This window comes from Candidatus Laterigemmans baculatus, from assembly GCF_010367455.1.
Classification (GTDB): Bacteria; Planctomycetota; Planctomycetia; order Pirellulales; family Pirellulaceae; genus Laterigemmans; species Laterigemmans baculatus.
On the sequence record NZ_WRPR01000042.1, the window covers coordinates 269,225 to 284,259 of the forward strand.

Here is a 15,035-nt window from a genome sequence, read left to right on the forward strand (position 1 = left end):
CAACGAGCGATTGCTCAGTTCCCAAACTCCATTCAACCGGAGGTGGGATAGAACACCTCGCCGTTGATGTAGACCGTGCGATCTTTCCCTTCCCTGACGGTGGTCTTGATCTCGTCGAAGTCTTCGGGACCATCCGGGACGCCGTTGTACAGAATGAAATAGTTGACGGTGTGTTTGCCCGCTTTCACTTCGAACTTTGCCGACTCGCCTGGTTCCAGGACAGTACCGCCGGCGTCTTCGAATTCCTCCATCTGGTCTTCCGGATCGTCGGGCTCAAGGGCGTCGAGCATGTCTTCATTGAAGCCATCGTCGAGCACGACCAGGACGTAATAGTCGGTCCGGTTTTTGACGATCAGATAGGGATCGTCTTTGGAGTTGCTCTCTCCGGCGAAAGCCAGTGAGGGGGCGACCAAGAGCGCGATCAGGGCAAGGGCGAGGTTCTTCATGGTTGGATCCACTCGGAGTAAAGAAAGGTCTCGATGCAGTAACACGAATTGCTTGCTGAGTTGGCTCGCGAGGCAGGAAAGCTGCCTGCGGGTCCAACAAATCTCAACTCTGGATTCCTCCTTTCTGATGTCGAGTGCGGAAACGGAGGTGATAGAACGAATTACTGTGGGATGCCCCGGCGCTACCAGCTCCCCGCATCGATCGTCTCTCCGCCGGCTCGAGTGCAGAGGGCACCGAGGACTTCGCGGGCGATCGATTCGCTGAGGAACTGGACCGAGCCGTCGGCCAGAGCAACGTAGGCTCCGCCCGGATGGAGGCTATAAATTTCGCCACTGTTTTCTTGATTGATCGGGCCGTTGTCGTGGGAGAAGGCGTTCAGGCCATCGGCCCACAGCCCGTGGGCATCGGGCAGGCGATCGACCACTTCCGCCAGACAGATCGTTTGGCTCGTGCCATCGAGAATCTCCGCAATCGAAACGGACGACTCGCGCCGGTTGCGGACATCGATCATCACCCCGCTGCCAAACAACCCGCCTTTGCTGTGGAAGGATCCGCCCCCGGAGAGGATGCTGCCGCGCATCCCGCCATAATCGGTGTCGCCCGGGAAATCGAGGACCGAGGAAGGGCAACGGAAGACGGGAATCACGGCCTGGGAGGCGAGGGCGTTTTGCCCAGGCGCATCCCAGGGCAGGCTGAGATCGAGTCCCGCGGCGACCACCTCCTGTTCCATGAACGGGAGGATCACCGGGCACCAGGAATGGTCCCGCCCGTCAGCCGTGTTCCGGCCTGCCGGAAAGCGATTGTGGGCGGCGTGGAAGTTCTGCAGCGCAAGCCCTTGCTGGCGAAGCTGCGAGGCGCATTGAATCCGGCGGGCCGACTCCCGCGCCATCTGGACCGCGGGCAGCAGCAGGCCGGCAAGCACGCCGATGATCGATATCACCACCAACATCTCGACGAGCGTAAAGCCGCACCGGTGCCGCGCGCAGCGGCGAACGGCCTGTTGCTGCCGAGAGGGAGAAGGCCATCTCGTCCGCTGGCTATGAACCATCTGGGGCCCGTCCTTGTGCTTACGGAGACGCTGCAATGGAAGTCACGCTGGGAAGTCAAGCTCTCTGCAAGCGTTCCCCGCCGATGGCGGAGCCGCATTCCCAGGGTAGGCGGTCGTAAAGCCCCTAATCGTTAAAAATTTTTGCGGCTGTGCTAAAGTGTGGCCGCCTGGTTTGCGTTTCCCACTTCCCGGAGTTGTCCGATGCCCCTGTCCGAATCCGCTCGTCCTCTCCAGCACCCGAGCCGTCTTGAGCGGCGTCGCTTCCTGCACGCCGCGGCCGCTTCGCTCGCGGCCGCTCCGCTGCTTACTGGCGGCTCGCCGCTGACCGGCACGAAGTCGACGGCCGAGGCGATCGAGCCGTTCGAGCGGCCCGAGCCGGGGCCGCTCAAGTTGAGCCTGGCGGCCTACTCGTTCCGCAAAGCGCTGACGCAGCCGGCCGACTCCGAGGGGGCGATGACGTTGTTCGACGTCGTCGACTTCTGCCGCGCCCACCGCGTCCCGGGCGTTGAGCTCACCTCCTACTACTTCCCCGAGGGGTTTGGAGACGATTACCTCCGCTCGCTGCGGCGGCACTGCCACGTGGCCGGGGTCAGCATCTCCGGCGGGGCGATCCGCAACGACTTCTGTGGCTCGGCCGCGGAGCGTCAGGCTCAGCTCGACGAGGTCCGGCGGTGGATCGATGCCTACGCGGTGCTCGGAGCTCCGGCGATCCGCATCTTCGCGGGCCAGGCGCCGCAGGGGGTCTCGCGGGAGGAGGCGATCGAGCGGTGTGTTGAGACCACCGAGAAAGCCGCTGCGCATGCGGCCGAGCAGGGGATCTTTTTGGCGCTGGAGAATCACGGTGGAATCACCGACACCGCCGAGTCGCTGCTCAAAATCGTGCGGGGGGTCGATGCCGAATGGTTCGGCGTGAATTTTGATTCCGGCAATTTCCGGCTCGGCGAAGATCCCTATGCCGAGCTCGCGGCGATCGCCCCTTACGCCGTCAACGCGCAGCTGAAAGTCGAGCTCACCGAGGGAGGAAAGAAGGTTCCGGCGGACTTGCCGCGGATCGTCCAAATCCTCCGCGCCGCGGGCTACGGAGGATGGGTTGCGCTCGAATACGAGGCGGCCGAGCCGCCGCAGCAAGCGGTTCCCGGCTACTTGAAAGAGCTTCAGAGGCTGCTGGCGTAGACTAAATTCATCAGCCGCAACGCGCTAGCGTCCAGTTCTCACCGCGTATTGGAGAACCGGGGGCTAGTGCCCGGCGGCTGATGGATCATCCGGGCTGGTCCCCGCTCAAGCGGCTGCCGCGGCACCGATCCCCAGCAGGACGAGGAGGAACAGGACCAAGGCGATCACGAGAAAGATCCCAAACAGCACTTTGGCCACCGTGGCTGCTCCGGCGGCCACGCCACTGAAGCCGAGTGCGCCGGCGATCAACGACACGACCAGGGCGATGATCGCCCACATCAGCAGATCCATAGCTCAACTCCCCACAACTTGCAACAATTCCGATTCGAGCTTGCCCCAAAAGGCACTCCGGTTCTTGCCGTGCATTTCTCGTGCCCCTTGGGGGGGAGCCAGGCCCGCCGCTGAACGCACCCTGTCTCCCCACGACTTCGTAATAGCGAGCCTTCTTGATGCGGTGGTGGCGAAGAACAAAACAGTCGATCAAGTCGTCGCTCCTGCGGCCCCTGCTTTGGCTCGGGCACCATTGGCCACCGCTGCGGACCGCGGTTCGCTGGATGCACCGCCGCAAAAAACGGCTGGCCTTCCTCGGTTTCGTCGTGGCCCATGCGCTCGGCGCCTACAGTTCCCTGCAGGCGATCATGGAGTCGCGGACGCCTCAAGGAGCGACGGCTTGGGCCGTTGCGCTCAATACGTTTCCCTACGTGGCCGTGCCGGCGTATTGGGTGTTTGGCCACTCCGAGCTGGATGATCAGCAACTTCAAGGAGCGGCTCGCTACACGGCGGTCGAGATTCGCGAAGAAGTCCTCGCCGGGCTCCGCCACCAAGGGCTCTCGGCGGAGATCGGCGGCCTCAACACGCAGCTCATCGGGCGGCTCTCGGAACTGCCGGTGACGACCGGCAATGAGGTCGAGCTGCTGATCGATGGGGAAGCGACTTTTGCGTCCATGTTCGCAGCGATCGAAGCCGCCCAAGCTTATGTGTTGGTCGAGTTCTATATCCTCCGCGACGATGAGCTCGGCAGGCGCTTTCAACAATTGCTGCTGCGCAAGGCCGCCGCGGGTGTGCAGGTGTTTCTGCTGTACGACCAGTTCGGCAGCCATGGGCTGTCGGACAGCTACCTGCGAGAATTGCAGCAAGGAGGAGTGGCGGCCTTTGCCTTCAATCCCGCCTTTGAAGACCTCAAGGAGATGCGGCTGAACTTTCGCAATCACCGCAAGCTGGTGGTGGTCGACGGCCGCATTGGATTCGTCGGCTCTTCGAACGTGGGAGACGAGTACGTCGGCGGGGCCGGGGAGCTGGGCTTTCTCCGCGACACTAATGTGCGGGTCGAGGGGCCGGCGGTCACCGGAATCCAGGCGGTGTTTGCCAACGACTGGTATTGGGTGACCGAGGAAGTGCTCGAGGGGCTCCACTGGAAACCGACCGCGGCCCCCGAGGGAACGCTCACCGCGGCCTGCTTGCCCTCGGGTCCAACCGACGAGTTCGAGCGTGGGGCGATGTACTTTTTGCACCTCCTCAATCGGGCCGAGACGCGGGTTTGGATTGCAACTCCCTACTTCGTTCCCGATCAACAAATGGTCACCGCGCTGCAGCTGGCGGCGCTTCGCGGCGTCGACGTGCGGATCTTGCTCCCCGAGCAAACCGATTCGCAATTGGTGCGGCTGTCTTCCTATTCCTACTTGCCCGAGTTGGAAGCCGCGGGAATCCAGCTCTTTCGCTACCAGCCGGGGTTCTTGCACCAGAAAGTGCTGTTGGTCGACGATCGCTTGGCGACGGTCGGGAGTGCCAATTTCGACAACCGGTCGTTTCGGCTGAATTTCGAACTGACGCTGCTGGTCGACGATCTCCAGTTCGCCGAGCAAGTCGAGGCGATGTTGCTGGGCGACATGAACGACAGCGTACCGGCCTCGGCCGAGGATCTGACTGGGCGATCGTATTTGTTTCGGATCGCCGTCCAAGTGGCGCGGCTGCTCGCGCCGATTCAGTAGTGAGTCCCATATCCAACTCCTTCCCGTCCCGCAGGGCATCGGCGGCCGCCTCCCTGTTGCGAGCCGCTCCGTTTTCTTTACCCGTGCCCTATCCGGCGGTCCGCGGCTCGCTCTGCAGCAGTGAATCGACATCGCAACGATAAGGAGGCAGGCGAACTATGCGTGTGATCCGCGACCTTTTGGACTGGATCGGCGAGAACGAAGTGCTCGTCGGAAGCCTCGTCACCGGTTCGTTCGTCGTCTTCATCGCCACCCTGTTCCTCGTCCCTTGGGCAGTGGTTCGCTTGCCCACGGCGTACTTTGCCCGAGGACGCGAGGAACGGATCCCGATGCCTACGATGCACCCGTTTCTGCGGGCGATCGTGCTGGTGGTGAAGAATCTCGCCGGCGGGGTCCTGCTGCTGCTCGGCGTCAGCATGCTCGTCCTTCCCGGCCAAGGGCTGCTGACGATCTTGATGGGCCTGCTGCTGATCGATTTCCCTGGCAAGTACAAGGTCGAGCGCTACATCGTCTCCCGCAAGCCGATCCTGCAGAGCATCAACTGGCTCCGCAAACGCGCCGACCGCCCCCCGCTGCAGCTCGATTGAGCCGCGTCGGAGGGGGCAGGTGCTGGTCCCTGAGCCGACCGCGCTAGCCGCGGGTTCTGCAGCGGAACCTTTCGGGGCTGCGAGGCCCGAGGCTACGCTCTGTAAGAAAATCGGTAACGACACCCTCCCCCCGGGAGGGTCGCGAGGAACGAGCGGGGAGGGGGTTGCGCGACGTAGAGCCTCCACGTGGCGAACTTCAGCGGGCCCTCCCCGGGCCTGAGAGCCCGACCCTCCCGGGGGGAGGGTAATGCCAACAGGGAGTTTTCCGACAGAGGCTAGCGCCTACGGCTCAAAGTAAGAGACTACGCCCGGCTGCGGGGGCTCGCCGCAGGCTCGCTCCGCGGCGAGTCGAGCTCCGCGGCCGGAGTCCGCGCAGCGAGCCGCACCAGCGCCGGTTGAAGGGCGGGCGACTCGGGCGTGGGCGACTCGGGCGTGGGCGACTCGGGCGTGGGCGAGGCGGGCGGTGCGGTTGGCTGTCGCTGCCGCGTCGGCCGCAGGCTGAACAGATACAGCAACAGACCGCTCCAGACGCAGGCGAAGCCGATCAGCCGAGCCCCGCCGAACGGTTCGCCGAGCAGCACCGCGCCGACGAAGAACTGGAGCGTCGGGCCGACATACTGCAGCACGCCGATCGTCGACAGCGGCACTCGGCGGGCGGCGATGGCGAACAGGGCCAGCGGCAAGACGGTCAAAAAGCCTCCACCGATCATCAGCCCGTCGGCTCCGAGTCCATGGTGGCCGAAGGCTCCCACGCCGCGAGACTCGGCGAGAACGACAAAGGCGAGGGCCGGGAACAGCAGGATGACCGTCTCCAGCATCAGGCCGGCCAGGGAGGGGAGCGGAGCCTTTTTCTTGACCAGCCCGTAGACGGCGAAGGTCGAGGCCATCACCAACGCGACCCACGGCAACCCTCCGCCCGCGATGGCCATCACGGCGACCCCCACGGCGGCGATTCCCACGGCCGTCCACTGCGAGGACCGCAGCCGTTCGCCGAGCAACAAGACGCCAAGCAACACGTTGAGCAGCGGATTGATGTAGTAGCCGAGCGACGCCTCGAGCACCCGATCGTGGTTGACCGCCCAAATGAAGGCGAACCAGTTCAGCGAAATCATCCCGGCCGCCGCCGCGTAGACCGCCCACACGCGACCACTCCGCAGCGCCGCGAACAGCTCCGAAACGCCCCCCTGCTTGCCGCCGCGGACCAGGAGCGGAACGACGACGAGCAGCAGCAGCGAGGACCAGATGATGCGATGGCAGACCAGCTGGGCCGACGGCACCATGTTCAGCAACCGCCAGTACAGCGGCAGCAGTCCCCACATCGTGTGGGCCGCAACCGCACAGACCAATCCCGAGCGAAGTTGCGGGTCAGAAGCTCGCGGCGGAGCAGTCGAGGACACAATCCATTCCTAAATTCGAGAGGGCGACGCCAGTCCCAGCCATTTCTCCCTCACGCCAGAGAGATGCATGCGAGACCACCTCAGCGGCACCGAGGTTCGCTCGGAACCCCTTTGTGGGGAAGCGGGAAATAAAGAAGCCCGCAAAGCGGCGGCAGCCGCAACCGCTCCGGTGGCCGCTTTGCCGGAGAACTTACCACGCTTCGTTTCAAACGCGTGAGCAATCCGGGCTAGTCCCCTGGGCTCGAAAGCGCGATGCCGCTGCGGCTACTGCCGCTGGTCTTTCTCGCAGGAGGCATCCAGCGGCACAGCGTCGCCCACTTGCTCGACGTCGTGGGTAAATAGATACCGCCACACCTCTTCGTGAGCGTACTGGCCTTTTTGCTCGCCCGGCTTGGCGCTCCGGCCCGGCACGACTGAGCTGTGGGCCCGCCGGGCGTCGCCGTTGACGTCGAAGTCGGTGATCAGTCGCCGCGTGTTCTCGTAGGGCGGCTCGGCCTTGTCGACATTCACGATCGGTCCAAACTCGTGCAGCCCGATCAGCTCCCAGCTGCGGCAGTAATGATCGGCGGTCCAGCCACCGTCGAGCACGTGCGAGAAACCAAAGTAGCGGTTCTCGGGAGTGGCCGACGGGAGCGATTGCCAGCTCTGATACTGGTCGCGGGGACCGCACAGCATCACCACGCGACCGACCTTTTGATGCTTGGCAAAGCGCGCGGCCGTGGTCGAACCGTGGGAGCTGCCCGCCATAATCACGTCTTCCCACCGCAGCCCTTGGCCGTCGGCGGTCAGAAAGTGCCCCCAGCCGCCTTGCGGGTTCTCTTGGTCGAGCCATCGAACGAACCGGTAGGCCCGTTCCATCATCCCGTCCGGCTTGGGGATCGCGACTTCGTCGCTGAAATCCTCCCCGGTCGCCGCTTCGAGTCTCAGATTCCCGCGACAGTGTTCACCAACAGGTTTTTCCTGGCAGCAGATCGAGAACCAACGATTCGCATAATGGGGGCGGATCGCATGCAGCCCATAAGAATTGAGCCGCTCAAAAAGTTGGCTGTTGTATCCCATCAACCAAATCACCAACTTGCCGCGTGGTGCAACTCGCGTATCGACCGAAGCATGCTGGACGTCGGCCGGCGAACCGTCGGGAGCGTCGATCAGAAAGTCGATCTCCGGGTGGGCTTGGGCTCGCGGATCGATCTCGCTGGCCCGCGCCGTGAGCTGATACCGCTGCTGCTCGGGATCATCAAACACCAGCGGACGCTGAGCCGCGGCGGGGGCTGCGGCCGAGGTTAGAGCGAAACCGAGCAGGCCAGCAGTGAGAAAGCGGTGAGATGGAGAAATGGTGGGGATGCGAGTCATGCTGAAAGGGAGGTTGGTGGTAGAGAAATTAAGCTCTGCATGGTTGTGCAATATCAGCCGCCGGGCGCTAGCCCCCGGTTCCCGAAGACCTCGTGGAAACCGGACGCTAGCGCGTGGCGGCTGATGGCGATAGGGGCGAGATCTAGAGCTCGCGTTCCCCGGCTGACTCTTCCGCTCACTTCCGCGGCGGCGGGTTGCTCATCAGGTAGGCGAACAAATCTTGAATCTGCTGGTCGCTCAACTCGGTCATCAGATTCTCAGGCATGATCGAGACGGGCAGGGCTCGCAAAACTTCCACCTGCTCTTGAGGCAGCGTTTGCGTCTGTCCGTCGAGGCCTTTGATCGAAACCGTCTGCTCGTTCGAGTCGCCTAGGAAGCCAGTCAACGTTCGACCGTCGTCGGTGAGGATCATAAAGTTGGTGTACTCCTCACGGATTCCGGCGGAGGGATCGACCATCGCCAGCAGCATGAAGTCCAGATTGGTTCGCTCATAGCCGGTCAGGTCGGGGCCGGTTTCCGCCCCTTCGCCAAACAGCTTGTGGCAGGTCGCACAGTGTTTGGTGAACAACTGCTTGCCGGCTGCAAGGTCGCCGCTGCCCGAGCCGATGACCTCGGCGAGGCGGTCGATTTGCTCCTGCTTCTCAGCGGGCGTCGATCGCACCTGGCCCCAGTGTTTGGCCAGCAGCGATTCGATTTCGGAACCCTCGTGCATGCCCATCTTTTGGATGAACTCGAAGGGGATCGACTGCCGACTGATGCGGGAGGCGTCGACCGCTTCGAGCAGCATCCGCGTCCATTCCGGCCGGCTGCTGAGCATTTCATAAGCGGCCGCGCGGACTTCCTCGTCGACTCCCGAGTCGCGGTGACAGAGCTCGACGACCGTGGCTCCGATCCGCGGCTCCTCGAAGCTGGAGAGCGCAGTCAGGATGGTTCGCCGGATGTGGGTCTGCGGCGAGGTGCGAAGCGTTTCGAGAAGCACGTCCACCGCGGCTTCGGCTTTGATCTGCCCGAGGATCTCGATGTACTGCAGCCGCTTGGCCGCGGGCGCTCGGGGATCGGCGACGGTCGCCAGCGCCGGCGGAATCGCTTCGGGATCGGCCAGCCGCAAGCCGAGGGCGACGTTCAGGCTGCCGGCCGCCGCTTGGTACTCGGCGAGCGCTTTGCGGAACTGCGGCGGCAGGTTAGTCGCGACGCGACCCTCAAAAGCCTCTTCCAGCCCGACCATCAACCGCTGCTTGTGCTCGCCGCTCGGTGCCATTTCCAGCAAGCGTGCGGCAGCGACAAAATCTTCTTCCGCGCCGGCCAAGGCGTACCGCCGCATCAGCCGCGAGGTGATCGCCTGTTCGACGATCGGCAATTCCCAGACTTCGGGATCGCGGAACATCTCGAGCAGCAATTCGCGGCCGCTGTCGGCTTTCGATTCGACCGCCCACCACAGCAACAGCGGCAGGTGCAGATCTTGCAAATCCTCGCTGCGCTCAAGCAACCCGCGGATCATCGGCACGGCGACCGGCGGCGGCAGACGCTTGGCCGAACTCGCCAGTTGCGAACGGACTTCGACGTCCGGCTCCTGGGCTGCCATCGCGCGAAGCTTGGCGGCGATTTCCGGCGAGGCTTCGTGCGCGTCGCCGACGAAGCGGACGGCCCAGCGACGCACGTGCGGATCCTCGTGATCGAGTGCCCGCAGCGTGAGCGCGTCGTCGAGGCCACCAATCTGATAAATCCCCCACAGGGCTTCGAGGGCGATCTGATCGGATTCCTCCAGCAACCACTCGGTCAGCTTGGGCAGCATCGACGGATCGCGGCGGTCGCCGATCACCCGCTGGGTCTGCTGGCGGAACCACTTGTTTTCGTGGCGGAGCATCTCGAGCAACTCGTCATTGCTGAGCTTCGTCAGGTCGAACCGCGGAGCGGGTTTTGAACCTTCCGACTTGAGTCGATAGATGCGTCCCGATTTCTTATGCCAGTTGTCGCGGGGGTCGACGTGCGACAGCCGGCTGTCGTACCAGTCGGCGATATAGACATTGCCGTCGGGACCCGCTTTCAGGTCCACCGGGCGGAACCAGCGGTCGGGGGTCAGGACGAGCAGATCGGTGTCTTCGGTCCGCCACGTCGAGGTGTCGCGGAACATCGCCGACGCCTGCACGCGGTTGTGCAGCGAGTTGGCGTGCACGATTTGATGGTCGTATTCCTTAGGCCATGTCGCCCCTTCATAGATCAAAAAAGTCTGGGGAAAACGTTCGTCGTAGCCTTCATGCTTCATGTGGCGGAAATAACCAAAAGCGTAGGGATTGGTCAACGGTCCATGCTTCCCAAAGTTCTTTTCCCCATACATGCCTTGGACGTAGTGCATGCCGCGGGTTGAGCCATGATTGGTGCCGCTGAAGGCTCGTCCCTTGGCGTCGAATTCAAAGCTGAAGGTGTTTCCGCCTCCTTCGCCAAAGATTTCAAAAACTTTTGTCTCCGGGTGGAACCGCCAAATGCACTGGCCCTTGAAGTGCAAATCCTTGGTCGCAGCGGTTTGGATCGTGGCGGTCGACGTCGAGCCGTTGGCGCCGTAGATCCAGCCGTCGGGGCCCCACTGCATGCTGTTGGCGACCGAGTGGGTATCTTCCAAGCCAAACCCGCTGATCTCGACGCTCGGGTCTCCGTCGGGAACGTCATTCCCATCCTTGTCGGGATAGAACAGAAGGTACGGTGGATTGAGGACCCAGATTCCGCCCCGTCCGACGAGCACCGACGAGGTGATGTTCAGTCCCGTGATGACGTCGGCCGATTTATCGAACTTGCCATCTCCGGTGGTATCTTCCAAGACGGTGATCTTGTCGGCACCGCGAACGCCATGCGGTGGCGGCTCGGGAACCTTATCGAAGACGGCTCGCAAATATTGGTCGTATTCGACAACTTTTAGCCCCGCGGGAAATGGATACTGGAGGTACTGGACGACCCACATCCGGCCGCGATGGTCGAACGTCATAAAGAGCGGCTGAGCGATTTCGGGCTCGGCCGCGATCAGCTCCATCTCAAAGCCTTGATGGAGTTGGAATTGTTCGACCGCTTGCTGGGGCGGAGTCGGTTTCGAATCGTCACCGATCTCTCCCTTGCCTTTGAAGTTTTTCATCATCTCGAGGACTTCCGCGCTAGCCGCGGCGTCCTCGTTCAGCTTGCTCCGCTCGCCGGTGCTCTGCTCGAGAGCCAAGCGATGCGCTTCGGCGTTCGGGCCGGGACGGTTGAGCGCCCAGAAGACGGCGTTGGTCAAGATCGTGCGAAAGGCGGGGACTTCGAAGTCCTTGCGGTGGCCGAGCGAGGTATAGAAGACTCGCCCTTTCTTATAGGTGTGAGTCCAGGCAACGGGCTCAGTGACGATCTGGCCTTGGTCGGTGGTCAGCCCCTGCAGGAGAATGCTCCGCTGCGGTACGCCTCGAGAGCGGTAGAGCGTGCCGGCGCTATGGAAATTGGGCTGCGTGACTCCGGCCATGATCGGGTGGCGCTCGGTGTGGGGTGCGCTCGTCACGTCGGTGCCGCTGCGGTTGCCATAGTGATTTTCGTACTTGCCGCCGAGCACCTGCTGGTCGAAATCTTTCCACTCCACGTGTCCCGCCGGAGGCTCACCGTCGCGGAGCGCGAAGGCATGGCTCGACGTCCGCAGCGCCACGAGCGGTCGCCCCGAATCGAGATAGCTGCGAACCGCCGCCAGCTGACTCTCGGGCAGCGTCCGGCGGCGGACCGAGAGCAGCAACAGGTCGGCCTCTTCGAGAGCCGCTTCGATTCCCGGAAAGCGGTTCGGATCTTGCTCATCGGCGTGGATGACGGTGTAGCGAAGCCCATTCGGCTCGAGCGCTTGGGCGGCGAATGCAGGCAGCGTCTCCGCCGTTTCGTACTCGGCTTCACCGATCATCAGGACGACGTGGGGACGAGGCTCGGCGTCGCCCCCCTTCGCTTGAGGATCCGCGGCAGGCGCATCGGCGGCCGCTGCGCGAGGCGGTCCGGCGGATATAGCGGGGACGAACACCAGCAACGCAAGGGCGATCGCCAAACGGGGCTTGAGCATCGCGAGACTCAGATCAGTTTGGGAAGGAAGAAAGGAGGAGAGTGGGGGCCAGGCGGGAGGGCGCGTGCAGCCCCGGGGCGGGAAGGAAACTCAATCCTAATTCAAACCAGGCAGGGCCGAGGCGTTGGTCGGAAAACAGTTCTCAACCCATACCCTCCCGCCGGGCATTGGTCTCTACACAAGTCGCACGACCTGTCATCACCCTCCCCCCGGGAGGGTCGAGCGTCAGCGAGGGGAGAGAGAGCAAGCCCTAACGATAGCCCCAAGTGAAACTCACCGCTGCGGAAACCCTCCCCGCTCGTTCCTCGCGACCCTCCCGGGGGGAGGGTGTCGTTCCAGGTTTTCTGACAGAGCCTAGCGTCCGGTTTCCGAACACACCATGAAAACCGGACGCTAGCGCGTTGCGGCTGATGGGTGCCACGCTGCCCATCTGTGCCTACTTCGTCGGCTCGTGATCGAGCACTCGGTCGAGGAACTCATACGATTCCATCCGCGTCTCGGTCGGAAAATCGTGCTCGGCTTCGGGATAGCGAACGACGAAGTTCTCCTCGGCGTCGAGCAGCGAGTAAACCTGCCGGATTTTCGGCTCCGCCTTTTTGACGCCCGCCACCTCAAAGTTGCTGTCGCGGACCGGTGAGCAGGAGAAAAATCCCCGCGGGGCGATCGCCGCGGCGACCTCATAAAAATCGAAGGGGACTGCCGCGGGATCCAAACCATAGATTTCGCGAAGCCGTGGCATGTATCGGTCGCTCGTCCAGCCAGCGATTTTGCCTTCGTAGTATTCGGCAAACGGGGTCCAGCCGCAGCTGCTCACCACGGCCGCGATGCGGGGATCGAACACGCCCACGAACATCGCGTTGTGACCACCGAGCGAGTGGCCGATGACGCCGATCCGCTTGGGATCGACATCCTCCCGCGCCGAGAGCAGATCGACCCCACGCATGTGGTTAACGATTCCCTTCATCGATCCCGAGACATACGGATCAAGGTGAAAGTTGTAATCCGCATCGTCGCCGAACGACGGATAATCGGGAGCCAAGACCACGTAGCCTCGCTGGGCCAGTTCCACTGCATAGTTGCGGTTCGGCAGCGGGCCTTCGCCAGCGACAATGCCTTTGCCCAGCGGCGACGTGGGATGCAGCGCCAAGATGCCGGGGCGGCGCTGACCCGGTTCCAGATCATTGGGCAGATAGAGATGAGCCGTGGTTCGCGGCCCGGAATCGACGCGGTAGGTGATCTTCAGCCGCGAGTAGCCGGGGCCTTCGTCACGCGAAACTTCCTCGACGTCGAGCGGCTCGAGCTCCGACGGCTGCGGCAGCCGCCCCATCGCATGCTGCATCCCGACGAGGATGTCCTCCCGCCGCTGGGCCCAATCCTCGGCCGAATCGATTGGCTGCAGCTGGTTCTGGTCGTCGAGGTAAACGGTCAGATCGCTGTGGTCGGGATAGGGGCGAGCCGGCAGCGAGCTGAACTTGTCGGCTGGCGGACCGCCGACTTCGGCAACCTGGCGGCGGACTTCGGCCACCACCATCTCTTCGACTTCCTCACTCCAAGGACTCGGCAGACCGTAGTAGACCATCGAGCCGCCACCCTCGTAGCCCCCTTCGCGGAGCACTCGCAGCGAGGGGATGTAGGCCATCACGTCGTTGCTGTAGCCGGCCACCCAGGTCGCTCCGGCACCGAGTTCCGCCTTGAGCCGCAGCGCGTAATCGACGACGACTTCACCGCCGAGAAAGACGAACAGCGGGCCGTCGCCGAGCCGCCAGGTCTGGACCGGGTACGGGTAAGTCTCCGACAGTTCGCCCTTTTCGTCGAGCTCCTCGAGCAACTGGCGAGCGCGACCGATCTCAAAGCGGTTTCCCTCCTTGAGCTGTCGCATCAGTTCCTCGCGGTCGGGAATCTCCGACAGCGGCAACGGAATCTCGGCATAAACCGTCTTCAGCGAACCTTCGATCGGTTGGAGTGGCTGAGCCAAGGCGGCGTCGACCGCGTCGGCAATCTGATTGCCGTAGCCCTCGGCATGGGCGACCTGGCGACGGGGCAGAGGGTTTTGGTCGGCACCGCATCCCGCCCAGACCATCGCCACCGCGTCGGGGTGCCGGGCCTCGATCTCCATCTGCGCATATCCCGGCCAGTCGCCGCACCACTGGTAGCCGGAAAGGACCGTCGCGTGGCAGGCGTAGCCAGCGACGATCGCAAGCGTTTTGTCACCGCCGCGGCGGACGACCAGCACTGGCACGTCGTGGTCGACCGGTCCCTGCAGCTGGCCCGCTTCACGCAGCTCGGGGACTTTCGCCTCGGTGTTGTTGCGGCGGTTGACGGCAAAGTGGGCTCGGCCGACAGTCCAGGCCAAGTCGGCGGGAGCCAGGTTTTCGATCGCCTTGCCCACGGTCTCGACGATCTGCTGCTCGAGCCGCGAGGTGTACTCCGAAACGAGTTTCCAGCCTTGCTGGTCCAGGTCGTACATCGCGCTCAGATTTTCGCCGACTACCGGTCCCGAGTGGGTGTGGCTGGTCGAGAGCGCGACCGACCGCCGGGGCAATCCATACCGCTCCTCGAGCGCCGCACCGACGCGCTGCGAAATGCCCCGGTCGATCCCGACCAAGTCGAGCGTGACGAGCACCGCCCGGTGCCCCTCCGAATCCTCCATCACCAGCGCCTTGGCCCACAGATCGGTCAGCTTGCCTTCGGCCGGATGGTTCCGCGAGCCATAGCCGGACATCCACATCGGCTCGGTCGGCGTGATGTTCGCTTCCGCCACACCCGCTTTCCATTCCGCCTCAGCCGTCGCCGTGAAGACGACGACCAGCGTGAGCAGGCTGGCAAAGGTGCGGCACCAGCAGGGAAGTATCCGATCGATCATCGGGGCAGGACTCCTCGAAAACGGGGGCAAAAGCTGCATCGCGGTCAGCTAAGAGCATACTCGATGCGGAGGAGCCACACGAACAATCGTCACCCTCCCGCTTGCGGGAGGGTCGGGCTCTTAGGCCC

10 protein-coding genes are annotated in these 15,035 nt (G+C 63.4%); 3 read left to right on the forward strand and 7 right to left on the reverse strand.

Annotated features, from left to right (window positions below):
• Window positions 1-32: 32 nt before the first annotated feature.
• Window positions 33-446 carry a hypothetical protein gene (locus GNK13_RS09740; protein WP_164102315.1) on the reverse strand — a complete coding sequence of 138 codons (414 nt, stop codon included), beginning with the start codon at window positions 444-446 and terminating at the stop codon, window positions 33-35.
• Between the two features lie 182 nt (window positions 447-628).
• A complete protein-coding gene (locus tag GNK13_RS09745) occupies window positions 629-1,495 on the reverse strand; it encodes a DUF1559 domain-containing protein (RefSeq protein WP_164102316.1) in 867 nt (288 codons plus the stop codon).
• Window positions 1,496-1,696: 201 nt separating this feature from the next.
• Here GNK13_RS09745 and GNK13_RS09750 point away from each other — a divergent pair, with 201 nt between their 5' ends.
• The gene (locus GNK13_RS09750; RefSeq protein ID WP_164102317.1) at window positions 1,697-2,668 is read left to right on the forward strand and encodes a sugar phosphate isomerase/epimerase family protein; all 972 of its coding nucleotides are present in this window, start codon (window positions 1,697-1,699) and stop codon (window positions 2,666-2,668) included.
• Window positions 2,669-2,773: 105 nt separating this feature from the next.
• Here the strand turns inward: GNK13_RS09750 and GNK13_RS09755 are convergent, their stop codons facing one another.
• On the reverse strand, window positions 2,774-2,959 hold the full coding sequence (locus GNK13_RS09755; protein WP_315852978.1) for a DUF1328 family protein: 186 nt from the start codon (window positions 2,957-2,959) through the stop codon (window positions 2,774-2,776).
• Between the two features lie 158 nt (window positions 2,960-3,117).
• On the opposite strand from GNK13_RS09755, the gene cls reads away from it, so the two are divergent.
• Entirely contained in the window at window positions 3,118-4,656 is a 1,539-nt protein-coding gene (cls, locus tag GNK13_RS09760; protein ID WP_203329004.1) for a cardiolipin synthase, read from the forward strand.
• A gap of 158 nt (window positions 4,657-4,814) precedes the next feature.
• Window positions 4,815-5,243 carry a hypothetical protein gene (locus GNK13_RS09765; protein WP_164102318.1) on the forward strand — a complete coding sequence of 143 codons (429 nt, stop codon included), beginning with the start codon at window positions 4,815-4,817 and terminating at the stop codon, window positions 5,241-5,243.
• A 302-nt stretch (window positions 5,244-5,545) separates the two neighbouring features.
• On the opposite strand, the gene rarD is transcribed toward GNK13_RS09765, so the two are convergent.
• From rarD to GNK13_RS09785, 4 genes are all read right to left on the reverse strand, one after another.
• Window positions 5,546-6,640, reverse strand: a complete 1,095-nt coding sequence (gene rarD / locus GNK13_RS09770; RefSeq protein ID WP_235935002.1) for an EamA family transporter RarD — start codon at window positions 6,638-6,640, stop codon at window positions 5,546-5,548.
• Window positions 6,641-6,904: 264 nt separating this feature from the next.
• Window positions 6,905-7,993 carry a BPSS1187 family protein gene (locus GNK13_RS09775; protein ID WP_164102319.1) on the reverse strand — a complete coding sequence of 363 codons (1,089 nt, stop codon included), beginning with the start codon at window positions 7,991-7,993 and terminating at the stop codon, window positions 6,905-6,907.
• 175 nt (window positions 7,994-8,168) lie between these two features.
• On the reverse strand, window positions 8,169-12,044 hold the full coding sequence (locus GNK13_RS09780; RefSeq protein ID WP_164102320.1) for a DUF7133 domain-containing protein: 3,876 nt from the start codon (window positions 12,042-12,044) through the stop codon (window positions 8,169-8,171).
• A gap of 436 nt (window positions 12,045-12,480) precedes the next feature.
• Window positions 12,481-14,907 carry a neutral/alkaline non-lysosomal ceramidase N-terminal domain-containing protein gene (locus tag GNK13_RS09785; RefSeq protein ID WP_164102321.1) on the reverse strand — a complete coding sequence of 809 codons (2,427 nt, stop codon included), beginning with the start codon at window positions 14,905-14,907 and terminating at the stop codon, window positions 12,481-12,483.
• Window positions 14,908-15,035 lie beyond the last annotated feature (128 nt).